Source organism: Chryseobacterium sp. 14P4.3.2 (assembly GCF_057799275.1).
In genome coordinates, this window is sequence record NZ_JBYOKO010000003.1 from 358,262 (window position 1) to 374,767 (window position 16,506).

At 32.3% G+C, this 16,506-nt stretch carries 16 protein-coding genes, 1 tRNA gene and 1 pseudogene; 12 read left to right on the top strand and 6 right to left on the bottom strand.

The features are described from left to right. Positions 1 to 21: 21 nt before the first annotated feature. A complete protein-coding gene (locus tag AC27VX_RS07425) occupies positions 22 to 321 on the bottom strand; it encodes a hypothetical protein (RefSeq protein ID WP_488694791.1) in 300 nt (99 codons plus the stop codon). Positions 322 to 542: 221 nt separating this feature from the next. On the opposite strand from AC27VX_RS07425, the gene AC27VX_RS07430 reads away from it, so the two are divergent. Together AC27VX_RS07430 and AC27VX_RS07435 are read left to right on the top strand one after the other, a co-directional pair. After that, complete coding sequence (locus AC27VX_RS07430; protein ID WP_488694793.1) at positions 543 to 1,076, top strand: hypothetical protein; 534 nt, start codon at positions 543 to 545, stop codon at positions 1,074 to 1,076. After that, on the top strand, positions 1,070 to 1,621 hold the full coding sequence (locus tag AC27VX_RS07435; protein WP_488694795.1) for a DUF4468 domain-containing protein: 552 nt from the start codon (positions 1,070 to 1,072) through the stop codon (positions 1,619 to 1,621). Before AC27VX_RS07430 ends, AC27VX_RS07435 begins: the two co-directional genes overlap by 7 nt. A 12-nt stretch (positions 1,622 to 1,633) precedes the next feature. On the opposite strand, the gene AC27VX_RS07440 is transcribed toward AC27VX_RS07435, so the two are convergent. From AC27VX_RS07440 to AC27VX_RS07450, 3 genes and pseudogenes are all read right to left on the bottom strand, one after another. Continuing rightward, positions 1,634 to 2,800: a tyrosine-type recombinase/integrase gene (locus AC27VX_RS07440; RefSeq protein ID WP_488694797.1), complete on the bottom strand. Its 1,167-nt coding sequence runs from the start codon at positions 2,798 to 2,800 to the stop codon at positions 1,634 to 1,636. 115 nt (positions 2,801 to 2,915) lie between these two features. After that, a tRNA-Ala gene (locus AC27VX_RS07445) sits at positions 2,916 to 2,989 on the bottom strand. A gap of 197 nt (positions 2,990 to 3,186) precedes the next feature. After that, a pseudogene (locus tag AC27VX_RS07450) lies at positions 3,187 to 3,405 on the bottom strand (transposase); the annotation flags it as partial. Positions 3,406 to 3,758: 353 nt separating this feature from the next. On the opposite strand from AC27VX_RS07450, the gene AC27VX_RS07455 reads away from it, so the two are divergent. From AC27VX_RS07455 to AC27VX_RS07490, 8 genes are all read left to right on the top strand, one after another. Further along, positions 3,759 to 4,421, top strand: a complete 663-nt coding sequence (locus AC27VX_RS07455; protein WP_488694799.1) for a MarR family winged helix-turn-helix transcriptional regulator — start codon at positions 3,759 to 3,761, stop codon at positions 4,419 to 4,421. A gap of 56 nt (positions 4,422 to 4,477) precedes the next feature. Continuing rightward, positions 4,478 to 5,986, top strand: coding sequence for a phytoene desaturase family protein (locus AC27VX_RS07460; RefSeq protein WP_236859118.1), 1,509 nt, complete (start codon positions 4,478 to 4,480; stop codon positions 5,984 to 5,986). Further along, a complete protein-coding gene (locus AC27VX_RS07465; protein ID WP_236859119.1) occupies positions 5,970 to 6,806 on the top strand; it encodes a phytoene/squalene synthase family protein in 837 nt (278 codons plus the stop codon). Before AC27VX_RS07460 ends, AC27VX_RS07465 begins: the two co-directional genes overlap by 17 nt. Before the next feature lie 46 nt (positions 6,807 to 6,852). Continuing rightward, positions 6,853 to 7,314 carry an SRPBCC family protein gene (locus tag AC27VX_RS07470; protein WP_236859120.1) on the top strand — a complete coding sequence of 154 codons (462 nt, stop codon included), beginning with the start codon at positions 6,853 to 6,855 and terminating at the stop codon, positions 7,312 to 7,314. Between the two features lie 7 nt (positions 7,315 to 7,321). Further along, on the top strand, positions 7,322 to 7,774 hold the full coding sequence (locus AC27VX_RS07475) for a sterol desaturase family protein (protein ID WP_488694802.1): 453 nt from the start codon (positions 7,322 to 7,324) through the stop codon (positions 7,772 to 7,774). Next, positions 7,771 to 8,469: a lycopene cyclase domain-containing protein gene (locus tag AC27VX_RS07480; protein WP_236859122.1), complete on the top strand. Its 699-nt coding sequence runs from the start codon at positions 7,771 to 7,773 to the stop codon at positions 8,467 to 8,469. The genes AC27VX_RS07475 and AC27VX_RS07480 overlap by 4 nt, the downstream gene beginning before the upstream one ends. 1,011 nt (positions 8,470 to 9,480) lie before the next feature. Continuing rightward, positions 9,481 to 10,686: a PAS domain-containing sensor histidine kinase gene (locus AC27VX_RS07485; RefSeq protein WP_236859123.1), complete on the top strand. Its 1,206-nt coding sequence runs from the start codon at positions 9,481 to 9,483 to the stop codon at positions 10,684 to 10,686. Between the two features lie 5 nt (positions 10,687 to 10,691). Beyond that, on the top strand, positions 10,692 to 11,747 hold the full coding sequence (locus AC27VX_RS07490) for a response regulator (RefSeq protein WP_488694804.1): 1,056 nt from the start codon (positions 10,692 to 10,694) through the stop codon (positions 11,745 to 11,747). Positions 11,748 to 11,896: 149 nt separating this feature from the next. Here AC27VX_RS07490 and AC27VX_RS07495 read toward each other — a convergent pair whose 3' ends face one another. After that, positions 11,897 to 12,253, bottom strand: coding sequence for a helix-turn-helix domain-containing protein (locus AC27VX_RS07495; protein WP_488694806.1), 357 nt, complete (start codon positions 12,251 to 12,253; stop codon positions 11,897 to 11,899). Between the two features lie 20 nt (positions 12,254 to 12,273). Beyond that, positions 12,274 to 12,717, bottom strand: coding sequence for a transposase (locus AC27VX_RS07500; protein ID WP_236859126.1), 444 nt, complete (start codon positions 12,715 to 12,717; stop codon positions 12,274 to 12,276). 975 nt (positions 12,718 to 13,692) lie between these two features. Between AC27VX_RS07500 and AC27VX_RS07505 the strand changes: the two genes are divergently transcribed. Both AC27VX_RS07505 and AC27VX_RS07510 read left to right on the top strand, forming a co-directional pair. Then, a complete protein-coding gene (locus AC27VX_RS07505; RefSeq protein ID WP_488694808.1) occupies positions 13,693 to 14,844 on the top strand; it encodes a hypothetical protein in 1,152 nt (383 codons plus the stop codon). A gap of 290 nt (positions 14,845 to 15,134) precedes the next feature. After that, positions 15,135 to 16,277, top strand: a complete 1,143-nt coding sequence (locus tag AC27VX_RS07510) for a hypothetical protein (protein ID WP_236859128.1) — start codon at positions 15,135 to 15,137, stop codon at positions 16,275 to 16,277. Positions 16,278 to 16,506: the final 229 nt, after the last annotated feature.

The window sequence follows — 16,506 nt, forward strand, 5'->3', positions numbered from 1 at the left end:
CTTTGTGTTATGGCTTTTGACCTACCACGGTTTATCTGGTTTGGTTGGGTCAACGACTGGGTCTGCTCCTGTTCCATCAGTAGGATCTTGTTTTGTCGGGACGCTTAAAGAAGAATTCTGTGTTTTTACTATGATAGTATCAGTCTTAGAATTTAGATCTCCTTTAGCGGTTAATCCGTTTTTGTTTAACTTAATTTCTGGGTTACTGGTTTTGACGTGCTCGATGGCCTCTTTTCTGGCCTCATCGTCTCTGTCGTTAGAACATGAGTAGAGTATTAAGCTTACTGCAGCTCCTAAAATAATCAGTTTTAATGTTTTCATTGTTAAAATTTAAAAGTTAACTCCAAAAATACTAATTAAAATAGCAGGGCTATTATAAAACTTTTATTCACATCCTAATTGCGAATATAATATATTATTTCTTAATACCATGAATTATTTACTACTCATAGCAAAAGATTTTAACCCCGCAATACGTATAAATACGGGAAACCGTAAAGATGCATATTTAGAATATTTCTATATTTGTGGAAAAATTATAAATGAAAAAAATATTATTTTTAATATTTGTTTTGATTGGAACATTTATTTTTTCTCAGGAATTTGCTTTAACCGAGGATAATTATAAGCTCAAAGATGACAAATCAAAAAACTATGTCGTTTTAGAATTTCCTGGAAAGAAAAAAGAAGAATTATTCTCTTTAATAAAAAATAACCTTCCTAAAAAGTATGATTTGAAATTTGATCATATAGTAGAGTCTGAAAATGAGCAGATAATTGTTGAAATTACAAGCCAAAGCTCAAGAACAATATTTATCAATAGGAAAGGGGCAAATGTATGGAAAGTAGTTAATAAGTATGAGCTAAATTTTAAAGATGAAAAAATAATGATTAAACCCTCTTTCATGTATTTACTAAATACTGAAACTAAAAGTGAAGCATCTATAGGGTATTTTTTCAATAGCCGAGGAATAGTTAGGTTGGAAAATGCAATGTCATTTGTAGAAGGATTTACGAATACATTTGTTAGAAATTTCAATCAAGAACTTATACAAAATAATACTGAAAAATGGTAAATGTTAAAAAAATAACGACTCTTTTACTGCTTTTAATTATTGCAGTAGCAAATGCGCAGGAATTAAAATACGAAGAAGTAGTGCCTGTTGATTCCGCAATTACAAAGCAAGAGTTGTACAATAGAGCTAGAACATTTATAGCTAAGAACTTTAAAGACGAAGGGGAATTATTTACAATTGAAGACAGGGACGCTGGGGAAATAACAGGCAGTGGCAAGGTAAGATATTACACTAAGAAAGTATACGTTGGCGCATTATGTACAATTGGTTATGTTAATTTTAAAATTAATATGTACTTCAAAAAAGGAAGATATAAATATATAATTCATTCAATGGTTCATGAAGGCACAAATTGTAGACCGAATAGTGCAATTAATTATGGAATACTTACAGTAAGTGATAAGCCTGATAAATCAATTGATGTCTACCTAAGAAAAGGGCCATGGCAAGATATTAAAGAAAAAACAAAAGCTAGAATGGAGGTTATTATAAAAGGACTTAAAGATGCTATGAGCAAGCCTTACGAAACAAGTAACGACTGGTAATAAAAAAAGGGACTATTTAAAGTCCCTTGCTTTGTTTTTGAATTCTTCTAGTTGAATTGTTTCAAGTATTTTGGCGTAAATTTCTGTTGTAATCTTTCTGGAGTGGCCAAACGCTCTTTGAACAGCTTCCAGACTTCCACCGTCCAAAATAGTGTGGTTTGCTTTCTGGTGTTTGTTTGAGTACATTTTTTTATCAATTTTCAAAAAGTCTATTACTTCTTCTTTCCATATTTTGTTGGCTCTATTTATTCCAAGTTGATTTTTAGAGGGCTGAAAGTCTTTTTCATTGTTTGTGTACCTTACGCCAAATTTTCCAAATAAGAAAGCTCCCGGATTAGATAAATCAAATTTTATTAGATCATTTTTAAGATCCTTTGGAATAAGAATTTTTCTATTATCATCCGTTTTCGTTATATCTTCATTTAGTTGAATATACTCTTCGTCAAGGTTCACCATAAAGCATCTAACATTTCGTAATTCTTCCGGCCTCATTCCTGTATGATACAACGCCTTAAGCCAGGTGGCGAAATTAGGATGTACTTTCTTAAAGTGCTTAATCACTCGGGTTTGTTCTTTTTCGGTCAAGGTTTCATAACCTTTTCGTTTTTGTTTTTTTCGGGAAACAATTCCATGTGCTGGGTTTGTTTTGATATAACGATCGTTAACCAATTGAGTAAAGACTGCTTTAATAAATGTTATATTTTTATTGTATTCATTATTGCTCCATTTTCTTGCACTGGCAATTGATTTCATAATCTGCTCTACATGCTCAATTTTAAATTCATGCAAATACGTCTTATCCCATTTAAAAATTATTATCATTTCCTGAAAGAAACGAACCGGAGATGAATAGCATTGTATTGTTTTCTTTTCAAGGCGTTTTGACATTTCCTGTATGGCAATATCAAGTGCCTCGCTAATAAAAATCTTTTGGGGAATAAATTCAGGCAGAGAAGATTCTTTTGTTTTTGGCAACCAACCTGTTTTAAGCTTAGTTCTTAATACTTTTTGAAGGTCTTCCGCAGCAGATAATCGTTCCAAAGGATCTGGATCGATATTAATACCTTTATAGTACTTTTTCTTTGTTTCCTGACTTACTGTATCATAAAGATAAACATAGTATAAGCCATCCTGTTTTTTAGGAATACTGATTTCAACAGTTAAATTTTTACTTTCCATGTCTCAATAATTTGCTTGCAGGCGTTGAGGACATGAACTCAAATTTACTATTTTTTACTATTTTTAACAAGCTATATATATAATTGCTTACATTACAGCTTGTTAAAAATTTATGTGGAGAATACGGGATTCGAACCCGTGACCTTTTGACTGCCAGTCAAACGCGCTAGCCAACTGCGCCAATCCCCCAATTCTAAAGCGGTACAAAAGTAAGTATTTATATGATATACACAACTATTTTATTAGTTTTTTTATCAGAATTAATTAGCATTTCTAAAAATAGAAGCTTTATAAAATACTCTATAAAGAATAATAGGCTAACTGACTTTTAAAATATTCGACACTATCCCACGAAGTATGTAAGTTAAAAAGTTAGGGCTTGGATTTTATAATCTGAGTCTTTGTTCAAAAATAAGCATAAACTGGTTAAGAACAATACCCCAATTTTGAATTGGCATGGTCCATTTTTTAGTAGATTCTTTTAAAGCGAGATACACTGATTTCATTACGGCATCATCTGTAGGAAAAGACATTTTGTTTTTGGTGTATTTTCTGATTTTTCCGTTGAGATTTTCAATTAAATTTGTGGTATAAATGATTTTTCGCGTGCTTTTCGATTTATAAAGAATTTCTTTCAGTACCAGTGGTTATGTATTTTTCAGTGGCCTGAACCTCTTTAAACCATTTATCAAACCTCCGATTCAGTGGAACTTCTGTCACAGAATCTTTTATCTCACCACTGATTAATTCATTCAACCTTGTTTCCAGAGCTGAACCTAAAGATTGAATGCGATCTTCCAAAATAGATTGTACATTTTCATTAAATTTTGCTTAGCTAGGTCTAATTTCCAAATAAATTAAGCCAAAGTATTCATATAAATAAGTAATATTAATTTATAGTATATTAATACTCTTTTATTGTTTTGTATTAGTATATTTGTAAACTAAATAAGCTTTTATGAATTACAAACTCATTCAGGAAGTTATAGAATTGGTGCAGCAATTCGAAACTGAAAATGATAATAATATCAGTTACAGGAATGACCTAAGTGGTTTTAAAGAATGGATGTCAGACTGTTTTGATCATCATTCAGAAAATGAAACTCATTGGGAAGGAAAAGAGAATGGGAGAGGTGCTGATAGTGTCATTTGTACTTTTTTAACTCATATGAGCAGATATGCAAAATCATATTCAAAATCTGCCATGAGAGATTCCATGTTTTCAACTCAGGAAGATTTCATTTATCTGATTACCCTGAAGTCATTTGGGGCAATGTCAAAGATGGATCTAATCAAGAAGAATGTACATGATAAACCAGCAGGGATACAGGTAATAAACAGATTAATCCATCATGGCTGGGTTGAGCAGACCGACTCTGATATAGATAAGCGTACAAAAGTCATCAGGATATCAGGAAAGGGATTTGAGATACTTGAAGGCCTGATGGACAAGATCCGTAAGGCTTCTCATATCGTGTCAGGAAATCTGTGCTATACGGAAAAAATGGAGCTTCTCCGTCTGCTTACTAAACTGAATGAATTTCATTATTCTGTTTATTGTAAAAATCCAGATCATAAAGATCTTCTTGATGCTGCTTATCATCAGATAAATAAAAATTAAATGCTGGTAAAGTTGTTTACCAAACAATCAAGTAAAAAAGAATAAAGAAGCAGATCATGAAAGCAAAAAAATCAACGAAGAGAATTGCAGTGATAGGTTCAGGATTCTCCGGCATGTCAGCAGCAGCTTATGCAGCAAAGGCGGGAAATGAGGTGCATGTTTTTGAACAGCATTCTGAACCCGGGGGGCGGGCACGGCAGTTTAGAACTGAACAAGGTTATATTTTTGATATGGGACCAAGCTGGTATTGGATGCCGGATATTATTGATGACTTTTTTAAAGATTTTGGATTTCAGACAAGTGATTTTTTCGAACTTATTTCGTTAAATCCCCAATTCGAAATGATCTTTTCTGATGAGAAAATATCAATTCCTGAAAAAAATGAAGATATACGTAATTTATTTGAACAAATAGAAAAAGGAGCATCCATACAATATGATAAGTTTATGCAGTCTGCCCAATTTAAATATGAAATAGGAATGAAAGAATTTGTTACCAAACCTTGTGACAGCTGGTTTGAGTTTTTTTCTTTGAAAATTGCAGGAAGTGCATTTAAACTTGATCTGTTGAGTAATTTCAGAAAATATGTTTCCGGCTATTTCTCTAATCCTAAATTGAAATGTCTTATGGAATTCCCGGTCATATTTCTTGGTGCTTCTCCTGAAAATATTCCGGCGCTTTATAGTCTGATGAACTATGGGGGGTATGTTTTAGGGACCAAATATCCAATGGGAGGCTTCCATCAGTTGGTATTGGCAATGCAAAAGGTTGCCGAAAAACAAGGGGTAACGTTTCATTTCAATCAGGCAGTTCAGAAAATCAATACAGAGAATGGAAAAGTAACATCACTGAATATTAATGGTGAAAATTATAAATTTGATGCTGTCATTGCTTCGTCAGACTATCATCATACTGAAACCCTGCTTCCGGAATCCGTCAGAAATTATAACAGTAAATACTGGGATACCAGAGTATTGGCGCCTTCCTGCCTGATTTATTATTTAGGAATAAAAGAAAAGATTCCCAACTTAAAGCATCACACCTTATTTTTTGAAAATGAATTGGAAGATCATATAGACTGTATCTACAAAAATAAGAAATGGCCTGATAAACCTCTTTTTTACTGCTGCTGTCCTTCTAAAACAGATCCCCATGTTGCTCCTGAAAATGGTGAAAATTTATTTTTATTGATGCCACTCGCTCCAGGAATACATGATAATGAAGAGATCAGGGAACAGTATCTTGATGAAATGCTCCTCAGGGTTGAAAAACATACGGGGGCAAAAAACCTCTGTTCAAAATTAGAATATAAAAGGAGTTACTGTGTAAGTGATTTTATTGCTGATTACAATGCTTATAAAGGTAATGCTTATGGGCTTGCCAATACATTGGGACAAACAGCGGTATTGAAACCCAAGATCAGAAATAACAAGATTAAGAATTTATTTTATACAGGACAGTTAACCGTTCCCGGACCCGGAGTTCCACCTTCAATTATTTCCGGAAAAATAGTAGCTAAAGAAGTCAATAACCTGAAATTAAAAGAATATGAAAAAATTGTTTGATGAATTGTCTTACGAAGTGAGCAAAAAGACTACCCAAAAATACAGTACCAGTTTTTCATTAGGAATATTGGCTTTAAAACCCTCTATAAGATCAGCTATTTATGCTATTTACGGCTATGTACGTCTTGCTGATGAAATTGTTGACAGTTTTCATGAGTATGACAAGGAGAAACTGCTTTTGAGATTGAAATCGGAAACAAACCATGCGATTGACGAGGGAATATCCCTTAATCCTATTTTGCAGTCTTTTCAGGAAACGGTGAGGAATTACCGGATTGAAAGAACTCTTATTGATCAGTTTTTATACAGCATGGAGATGGATCTGCATAAAATTAATTATGATTCGGAATTATACAGCCAATACATTTACGGGTCTGCTGAGGTCGTTGGACTGATGTGCTTACAGGTATTTACAGAAGGAAGTAAAGAAAAATTTGAAGAGCTGAAACCTTTTGCTATGAAGCTGGGATCAGCATTTCAAAAAGTAAATTTTTTACGAGATCTGAAAGATGATTATCAGATATTAGGACGCAGCTATTTTCCCTCAGTAGATATGTATGTCTTTGATAACTCTGTGAAAAATGAAATTGAAAAAGAAATTGAATACGAATTTAAAGAAGCATTGACAGGAATCAAAAAATTACCCAATTCTTCAATGTTTGGGGTATATTTAGCATATAGGTATTACTTGTCATTATTTGAAAAGATAAAGAAAACGAGCTCTCAGAAAATTTTGCAGGATAGAATAAGAATAGCAAATTCTCAAAAAATATTTCTGGCATTAAAAAGCTACATCCGGTATAAGTCAGCCTATCTATAAAGGAACACCGGGTTCATAACTATAACTACTTTTAAACAGAAAAATAATGGCTTATCAATTACATAGAGAACAGCAGTTAAATTGTGATAAAGAAACTGCATGGAAATTCTTTTCCTCCCCTCATAATTTATCAAAAATAACACCTGAAACGATGAATTTTATTGTGATGTCGGACTTCGGGAGTAAGGCTATTTATGAAGGAATGGAAATCAATTATAAGGTCTCTCCTTTATTGGGTATTCCCATACATTGGAAAACAAAAATTATTCAGGTGGACGATCATAAGAGCTTTACCGATTTTCAGGAAGCGGGGCCCTATAAATATTGGAATCATCATCATGAATTTGTTCCAAATGAAGAAGGTATTCTGATGAAAGATACCATAGATTACGAATTGCCTCTGGGAATTTTAGGAAGAATTGCCCATAATCTGTTTGTGAGAAAAAAACTGAATGACATATTTGATTTCAGATATCAATTTCTGGAGAATTTTTTTAATGAAAAATAGAGTTAGGATGAATTTTTTAATCGTTTTATCAGTCTTTATTTTAATGGAAGGGGTTACCTGGATTATTCACCGGTATGTTATGCATGGTTTTCTGTGGATATTACACCGGGATCATCATGATCATAGTAATGATGGTCCGCTTGAAAGAAATGATTGGTTTTTTATAATCTTTGCGACCCCTGCTATAGCCCTATTGTATGTAGGAGTAAGGCAGGAATTCAGTTCTCTGTTTTTTATAGGTCTTGGAATCAATCTCTATGGAATGGCTTATTTCTTTGTACATGATATCTTCATTCATCAAAGAGCTGAAATTTTCAAAAAAACTCGAAATCCATATCTTCTTGCAATAAGACGTGCCCACAAACAACATCATAAGCATCTCGGAAAAAAAGATGGAGAATGTTTTGGATTTCTTTGGGTTCCTGTTCAATATTTTAAAATGTATTTTAATAAAAAATGATACCTTACACCTATCTTCTCATTAATTTTTTTACTGTTATCATCTGTTTTATAGCTTCTTTTGACAGGAGAATCCGATTTAACCAATATTTTGGCACTTTTTTGTTGTCCAGCACCATTGTGGCTATACCATTTATTATTTGGGATATTTGGTTTACCAAAATGGGAGTGTGGTGGTTTGATGTTAAATATACGTTGGGCTTTAAAGTAATAGGGCTTCCTGTTGAAGAATGGCTGTTCTTTTATTGTATTCCATTTGCCTGTGTTTTTACTTATTATTGCGTGGACAAATTTTATACTATGAAATGGGCTCATGCATTCAATAATCTTATTATATTCACATGGGTTATTTTTCTGGGGGTTGCGGGCCTTTTGTATTATGATAGGATTTATACTTTACTGACTGTTATTGTTACTGTTTTTACACTTTGTTATTTACATTTTATTGTTAAAAGTGAATGGATAGGTCAGGCTACTTTTATTTATTTGATTTTGATACCCGGATTTTTTGCCGTAAATGGAATACTTACAGGTTCAGTAATCCCGTCACCGGTAGTGAATTATAACCCTGAAGATTTTATTGGGGTAAGAATGTTCACTATTCCGGTAGAAGATTCCGTTTATGGATACAGCCAATTCTTATTAAATATTTACTTCTTTAAAATTTTAAAAAAGTATATTAACGATGAGAAATAAAAGCAAAATCATCCAATGATCATCCAAGTGCATGCTCTGGACCTGATAATTGTTGTATTTAAAATTTTGGGATGTTAGGATTTTGATGCTTTTTAAGCACCAAAGCCGACATCAAAATTCAGAAAAAGTCTATGTAATGAAATATATAGCTTGCACAAAAAATCTGTGAGTTTTTCAAAATGCTTTTCAATATTACCAGGTCTTTATGATTCCCGAAAACCGGTATCAATACGGCAAATTTCGACAGTTCCCACTTCTGAACCTCCTGTAGTATCTGCTTATTCAGACTTAAGTCTATTAGCAACTTTTTGTGTTGACTTCTTCCAGTTGGCATAACCAGTAAAGCCCCTTAATCCCTAAATCTCCGAATTTCATCTTCCAATTATAAAAAGCGGTCTCAATTATGCCCATTTTATGGACAGCTTGTTCAACTTTAATTCCTGTCTCTGACTTTACAAATACAATCTGACTTTCTGCAAATCTGCTCTTTTTTATAAGCTTGTCTTTATCCTACTTTTGTGGAGGGAATTTATTTTTTTTTTTTTTAAATCGTTAATTTTATATTGATTTTTTTAATATTTTTTCAATTTATTTTTTATTATTAAGTTTTTAATTAAATATTTTGTTTTATTTGTTGTTAACTTAATATTATATACATACCTTCACCAAGTGGAGAATAATTTTAATTGACGATGATTTTATTAAGAATTATATATACAATTTTCTTTGTGCAACTAATTCATTTTATACATAAGGACTTTTTTTGTAACCTCTTTATATCCATAAGGTAACTGAAATTTCCTCGGCCATATTTTCCATTTTATTTCTATTTAGAATAAAAATTTCCGACGTTAAATCTGTATTTGTTTGTTAGGCTGGCAATAATAACCTAATCACTACTTGAACTTAGAAAAGCTTTAAAATAACTATAAACTTTTGTCAATTCTATTTAAAACAAAGAGGAGAGACTATTACGATCAATAGAGTATATAATTGAGATATCTAATAATCATGGAAAGCATAAAAATTTTATATAATACTATAGAAACGGCTATTGATGGCATCATTATTATTGACCGAAGGGGTAGGATAGAAAGCCTGAATCCTTCTGTTTTGAAAATATTCGGTTATGTAGAGGAAGATCTCTTAGGTGAAAATATTTCGATCTTGATGTCGGAACCTGATAAAAGCAGGTATGAGAATCATTTAATTTATTGCCAACATACAGAAAAACGAATATGTTTAGAGAAGGAAAGAGAGGTCAGGGGATTAAAAAAAGATGGCAGTCGGTTTTACTTCAGATTTGCAGTGACCGAAATACAGTTGCAGAGCAGAATTATTTATACCAGTTTTATCCATGATCTTTCAAAAGAAAAAGAAGCGGAAGAATATCTTAAAAAATATACCAGTGAGCTTGAGGAGATAGTCGAAAGCCGAACACAACATCTAGAGCAAATGCTTTTTACATTAGAAAAGTCAAAAGAAGAAACCAGCATATCTCTTGAAAAAGAAAAAGACCTCAATCGAATGAAAAGCCGTTTTGTATCAATGGCATCACATGAGTTTCGGACTCCCTTAAGCTCCATGCAATTATCAGTTGTATTAATAGAAAAATATCTCCAAATTTCAGATAGTGATCAGATATTAAAACATCTTCATAAAATAAGAAATACAATTACCTGTCTCAATGCTATACTTAATGATTTTCTTTCTTTAGAAAAACTAGATATAGGAATTCTAAAACCTTATAATGAATCATTTGATATTGTTCAGTTTTCTAAGGAACTCACTGAAGAAATGCAGCTTACTACTAAAGAAAATCAAATCATTATTTACCAGCATACAGGGGCATACAGCAAAATACATATAGACAAAAACCTGTTAAGAAATTGTTTGCTGAACTTAGTTACTAATGCTATAAAATATTCGGGAGAACATACGCTGATAGATTTTTCTACGGAAATAAATGAAGAGGAATATAGTTTCACCATAAAAGATAATGGATTGGGAATACCTCTAGAGGATCATTCTTTTATCTTTCAGCCATTTTTTAGGGCGCATAATATAGGTGATATTTCAGGAACAGGCTTGGGACTTAACATCGTACTCAGGTATGTAGATCTACTGAAAGGTGAGATTCACTTTGAAAGTGAGCCAGGGGTTGGGACCAGGTTTACACTGTTATTTAAAAATAATAATAGCAATAATACTTTATAATTCTAATGAAAAAAAACTGCATATTAATCATTGAAGATAACGAAGATTTTCGTGAGAATACTTTGGAAATTCTTGAGCTTGCCGATTATGAAGTATTTCAGGCTGCTAATGGAAAACAAGGAATAGAAATGGCTATTAAACATATGCCTGATGTTATTTTATGCGATATTATGATGCCGGAACTTGATGGATATGGAGTATTGTATCTTTTGAGTAAAAGAGAAGACACGGCATTAATACCTTTTATATTTATTACCGCAAAAACCACCAGAACAGACATCAGAAAAGGTATAGAAATGGGGGCAGACGATTATCTTACAAAACCGTTTGATGATATTGAACTTCTGAGCGCTATAGAAAGCAGAATAAAAAAGAAGAATCGTCAGAAAAGTCTCTACAGCTCTAATCTCAGTAAGATAACAAATTTGTTTCAAGATTCACATGGTCTCGATGAATTAAAAAAATCGTTTAATCATCGGAAAATTAAATTACTTAAAAAAAAACAAGTCGTTTATTTTGAAGGTGATACAGCAAATGCTATTTATTTAATTTTATCAGGTTCAGTAAAAACTGTAAAAAATACAGATGACGGTAAAGAGCTTATGACAGGAGTTTATAATCCAGAAGATTATTTTGGAATTACCTCTATTTTCTCTGGAAAAGAATATAAGGAAACTGCGGAAGCATTAGAAGATACAACATTATGTTCTGTTCCAAAGGACGTTTTAGATACGTTGGTTTATAAATATCCGGACATCGCAGAAAAATTTATTGCAATTTTAGCAAAGAATGTTGTTGATCATAACGAACAGTTATTGCAGATAGCCTACTATTCTGTAAGAAAGAGAATGGCAGAAGTGCTGCTTAAACTACATACTGTTCAACCTTATACACAGGTAGGGTTTGAGATTTCCCGGGAAAATCTTGCTTCTATGTCTGGCATGGCCAGTGAAACGGTTAGCAGAATTCTCAGTGATTTTAAAGCAGAAATGCTTATTGATAGAAATGCTGGAACGATTAAAATACTTGATATTTTACGTCTTCAAAAACTTAAGAACTAGCATTTCTCATATTATAAGGGGAATCATGAAAGGAGCAGTGAAGTTGTTGAGGAAGGATAATGTTCAATTTTAGTGTAGCAAAAAATTCCATAATATTCTATTAAAAAGAGACAAAATCAGATGTGATTTGAAGTTTTTTTAATTGTAAATTAAATCATAAAGTGAAGTGTTTTCCACTTAGAGATGGTATTTCTGCTCATTTTAAAATGACTTGCCAGTTCAGAGTTATTTAACTTATTTTTTTTCTGATATTCTAAAATTTCCATAATATCTTTTTTGTTGTATGAACGGAGGGATTGATTAAGTTTTTGTGTGTTTTTATTTTCATTACCAAATATTTTTTGATTAAGATAGATAATATCAAGAGTGGATAATTCCTCCTTATTAAGCATATTTTTACATTCTTCTTCTTTTTCAGGGTAGTTGAAGAGTATAATATCTTTGAAAATTCTCTTATAATCCGGAACTATAAAATGTTGTTTTTTAGTGAGTCGGCTTCTTTTCATTATAATGTATTTTACTATTTTTATGAGTCTTCTGAATTTTTATATTTGGCGATCCATTTATAAAGTGTTGTTTTTGGAATTTTATAATCATCTATAATTTGACTTTTAGTTTTTTTGTTGGTCTCAATAAGCTTGAGGATAAAATAGATTATTTCTTTAGTGTATATACTTTTTCTAAACTGGGGCAGAGCTGATTTTTTAACTTTAGAAACGTAAGGATGCTTAAATGGGGCTGGTGGTGAATAGAGAATAAGATGCTGAGAATATAAACGAAAAAAATCATAGTCAAGAAGTTTACACCATTTTAATAAATAATCACTGTTTAAGGCAGGACTCATATACATTTGGTTAATTTCTTTTTCACCACAATCAAAAAAATTGCATATTCGGGTTATTCTTATATTACTTTCGCTGACTCTTTTTTGAATGAATGAGCCTATATGAATGGTTTTTATATTTTCCATAAGATCATGGTAAATGATTTTTAATATTCTCATGTAACAAGATAATTGAAGTTTTACTGTCAAAAAACTTAGAACAATAGCAAGTGAGAATCTATTAGTTTTTTATTTATTAAGAACCTTTAAATGAAGGAAGGATTGATGGGGTTTATATTTTAAATTATTATTAAGCCCCTCTTAATGTTTGGGAACACATTCTCTCTCATCATTTATGAAATAAAACTGAGGGGCTTATTAAAAATTAAATTATAAAAATATTCTATTTCTTATGGAGCTCGATGAGCTTTCTATCGTTTTCAAAATAAATTATTTTTAGATTAATAAGTCAAATGTATGGAAGAAAACGTTTTTACAAAGTGACTACAATTCTATTTTAGAATGATCTTCATCACTTTTTCCCAAGTATCAAGATATCAATGATTCAGAAAGTGACTATTTTAAATTAATTATGTTCATTCGGATCTATCTTCCTCTGTTCATAAAAAAGGTTTAAAGGGAAAGTATACAGGATAGTACCAACAGGAGAATTGGTAAAATTGATTTTGCCGGAAAGTGAAAAAATACAACAAAATGCTATAAGCGTTAATAAGTATCTGTTGTTAAGGTCTATAGATCTGTTCTGAAAAAAACAACTTATAGTAGTTAGTCGTTGAAAAAGATAAAATGTATAGCAAAACTATTGTCTAAAATATTCCCTTATTGGTGATTTTTAGTGCTTCAAGAAATATTTTTCAGAAAAATAGTAATCAGAATCATATTTCTAGATGATCTGTAGCATTTTCCAGAAGTCAGCCTACTCTTAGATTTGTAAATATTTAAAATTATAAAGAGACAAACAACATTTGTACTCATATAGATAAAAAGAATATATGTTTAAGTAAATACTTCCTATTAAAATAAAGATGAAAATATCTGTCATCAATTTCACTGATTAATGATTTAATTAATGCTTATTCTTTAACCATAAAAAATTCTACCATGAAAATTTTTAATTTATTTATCTGTATCATGTCCTCTGCTTGGTGTTTTTCTCAAGTCGGAATAAATACAGCAACACCAAATGTTAACGCTGATCTTGAATTAGCATCTACTAATAAGGGGCTTCTTTTGAATAGAGTTGCATTGAGCGCTACAACTACCGGAGTATTTAGTGCCGGTATGGTTGTTTATAACACTGAAACGATTAATGATGTAACTCCGGGCACCTATATCAGTAATGGTACAGCCTGGACCCGGCTTACTGATGCACAAACATTGAGCTCATCTTTATCTACTGTTTGGAAAACAACCGGAAATGCTAGTACAGTTACAGACTTTATCGGTACTACTAATTTACAGCCTTTTATTTTTAAAACAAATAGTATTGAAAGAGCGAGGATCGCATCAGATGGCACTATTGGAATCGGAACTGTAACTCCTCAAGGTATTGTTGACATTTCTTCTGCGAACTCCACATTGGTATTACCGCGAAACATTAATCCTCCGACTAACGTAAATTCCCCGGTGAGCGGAATGATTATTTATGACACTACTTATAAAACTTTACGATACTTTAATGGTGTTCAGTGGAGTACTGTTATTTCTTCACAAACTTTAACAACGGCCAATGAGGGAGTTGTTCAAATGAGAAGCGGAGCAGGAATACAACCGACATTCTTATTTAAACCTTCTGGAGGGGTTCCTTTGAGTACATATGTAAATGTTACCTACCAAGCTCCTGTAAATATTGTGACAGATTTTGCACCTTTTCCTACAACCAGCTGGCCGGAGAATATTGGCACTCCTACTGTAGCCGATATCTACAGTCAGACAAATGGTAATTTTTTTGAAAATTCTATTCCGGGGCAAACCCATACATGGCGTATTATAGCAAGTTACAGCGGTAAAAATAACGGATCCGTAGCATATGTAACAGCTAATTTATCCAATCTGGTTGCTCCTTCAACATTTTCTATAGACCAAACAGTTGTTGCTCCCAATGGTGTAACTACAGGAGATCTTGTTTTTTATTTAGTTACCGTCCCTGATTCTATGTCTCTTGCCAACGGATATTCCCTTAAAATAAAATCTGATACCGCAATGGATGTTACGATTACCAGCGTAACAAGGATTTCTCAGGCAAAGGATTAATCATTTATATGCGCTTACTTGATAGAATATGCAACCTTTGGTAAGAAGTGACAACATGATGCACCGTTTCGAGATTATTTTTCTAAAAGTAATATAGATCTATTTTTATTAAAAATACAAAACAAAGAATGAATTGTAAATATCGTGAATTGTTTACCGAAAACAGGACTGAATATAAGTTCAACCTAAACTTGAACCCCTGAGATTAACAATAGAGCAACCAATACCCATTCTTAATTTTACTAATCGATTATTTAACTAGTTATACTTTAACCATAAAAAATTCTACCATGAAAATTTTCAATTTATTGATCTGTATCATGTCCTCTACTTGGTGCTTTTCTCAAGTCGGAATAAATACAGTTACACCTAACGCTAACTCAGATCTTGAATTGGCATCTGTTAATAAGGGACTTCTGCTGAATAGAATAGCATTGAATTCTACAACTACCGGAGTATTTAATGCCGGTATGATAGTCTATAATACCGCAACCATTAATGACGTAACTCCAGGTACCTATATCAGTAATGGTACAGTCTGGAGCCGGATTACTGATTCACAAACATTGAATGCTGCCTCTTGGAGAACAACTGGGAATTCTGGTACTTCAACAAACTTTGTGGGAACTAATAATCTTCAGTCTATAATTTTTAAAACCAATACTAATGAAGCAGCAAGAATGGGATCAGATGGTAAATTTGGAATCGGCACACCGAACCCGCAAGGTGTTGTTGACATTTCTTCTGCGAACTCAGCATTGGTATTACCCCGGAATATAAGTCCCCCGACTAATGTAAATTCACCAGTTAATGGAATGATTATTTATGATTCTACCTATAAAACATTACGATACTTTAATGGTATTCAATGGAGTACTGTTATTTCTTCACCAACTTTAACAACGGCTAATGAGGGAGTCGTTCAGATGAATAGTGGGGATGGAATAAAACCTACATTTTCATTTAAAGCTTCCGGAGGAATTCCTTTGAGCATTTATCAAGATATTTCCTATGAGACCCCTATAAATGTTCTGACAGACTTTTCTCCTTCGCCTACAACAAGCTGGCCGGAGAATATTGGGATTCATGTTGTAGGGGATATGTATAATCAGACGAATGGTACGTTTTTAGAAAATCCCATTCCGGGACAAGTCCATATATGGCGTATTATTGCAAACTACAGTGGTAAAAATAATGGAGCCATAGGATATGTAACAGTTAATTTATCAAATCCACTTCCTCCTTCAACATTTTCTATAGACCAAACGGCTGTTGCACCAAACGGTGTAACTACGGGAAATCTTGTTTTTTATTTAATTACTATAGCTGATTCTTTATCTATTGGCAGCGGATATATTATTAAAATAAAGTCTGATACCCCAATGGATGTTACAATTAATAGTATAACAAGGGTTTCTCAAGCAAAGGATTAATCCTATATTGATGTTTTTCTTTCTGTTTCTTATCAAAAAAGAACCAATAAAAGTTTCTAATTTAACTTTTGAGCTATTTTTTTGGCTTTGAAGCATACCACGTTAAGACCAGAATATAAGTTCGAGCATATGAGATATAGGTGTAGAATGAGATTGTATTATCTTTTTTTTAAATCTAATTAATTATAATCTTCAGTTAGAGAATTTGTTTAATAGTTTGTAAGTACCT

Coding starts and splice junctions, on each gene's coding strand:
- AC27VX_RS07425 (WP_488694791.1), bottom strand. CDS start 321: ATGAAAACATTAAAACTGATTATTTTAGGAGCTGCAGTAAGCTTAATA.
- AC27VX_RS07430 (WP_488694793.1), top strand. CDS start 543: ATGAAAAAAATATTATTTTTAATATTTGTTTTGATTGGAACATTTATT.
- AC27VX_RS07435 (WP_488694795.1), top strand. CDS start 1,070: ATGGTAAATGTTAAAAAAATAACGACTCTTTTACTGCTTTTAATTATT.
- AC27VX_RS07440 (WP_488694797.1), bottom strand. CDS start 2,800: ATGGAAAGTAAAAATTTAACTGTTGAAATCAGTATTCCTAAAAAACAG.
- AC27VX_RS07455 (WP_488694799.1), top strand. CDS start 3,759: ATGAATTACAAACTCATTCAGGAAGTTATAGAATTGGTGCAGCAATTC.
- AC27VX_RS07460 (WP_236859118.1), top strand. CDS start 4,478: ATGAAAGCAAAAAAATCAACGAAGAGAATTGCAGTGATAGGTTCAGGA.
- AC27VX_RS07465 (WP_236859119.1), top strand. CDS start 5,970: ATGAAAAAATTGTTTGATGAATTGTCTTACGAAGTGAGCAAAAAGACT.
- AC27VX_RS07470 (WP_236859120.1), top strand. CDS start 6,853: ATGGCTTATCAATTACATAGAGAACAGCAGTTAAATTGTGATAAAGAA.
- AC27VX_RS07475 (WP_488694802.1), top strand. CDS start 7,322: ATGAATTTTTTAATCGTTTTATCAGTCTTTATTTTAATGGAAGGGGTT.
- AC27VX_RS07480 (WP_236859122.1), top strand. CDS start 7,771: ATGATACCTTACACCTATCTTCTCATTAATTTTTTTACTGTTATCATC.
- AC27VX_RS07485 (WP_236859123.1), top strand. CDS start 9,481: ATGGAAAGCATAAAAATTTTATATAATACTATAGAAACGGCTATTGAT.
- AC27VX_RS07490 (WP_488694804.1), top strand. CDS start 10,692: ATGAAAAAAAACTGCATATTAATCATTGAAGATAACGAAGATTTTCGT.
- AC27VX_RS07495 (WP_488694806.1), bottom strand. CDS start 12,253: ATGAAAAGAAGCCGACTCACTAAAAAACAACATTTTATAGTTCCGGAT.
- AC27VX_RS07500 (WP_236859126.1), bottom strand. CDS start 12,717: ATGGAAAATATAAAAACCATTCATATAGGCTCATTCATTCAAAAAAGA.
- AC27VX_RS07505 (WP_488694808.1), top strand. CDS start 13,693: ATGAAAATTTTTAATTTATTTATCTGTATCATGTCCTCTGCTTGGTGT.
- AC27VX_RS07510 (WP_236859128.1), top strand. CDS start 15,135: ATGAAAATTTTCAATTTATTGATCTGTATCATGTCCTCTACTTGGTGC.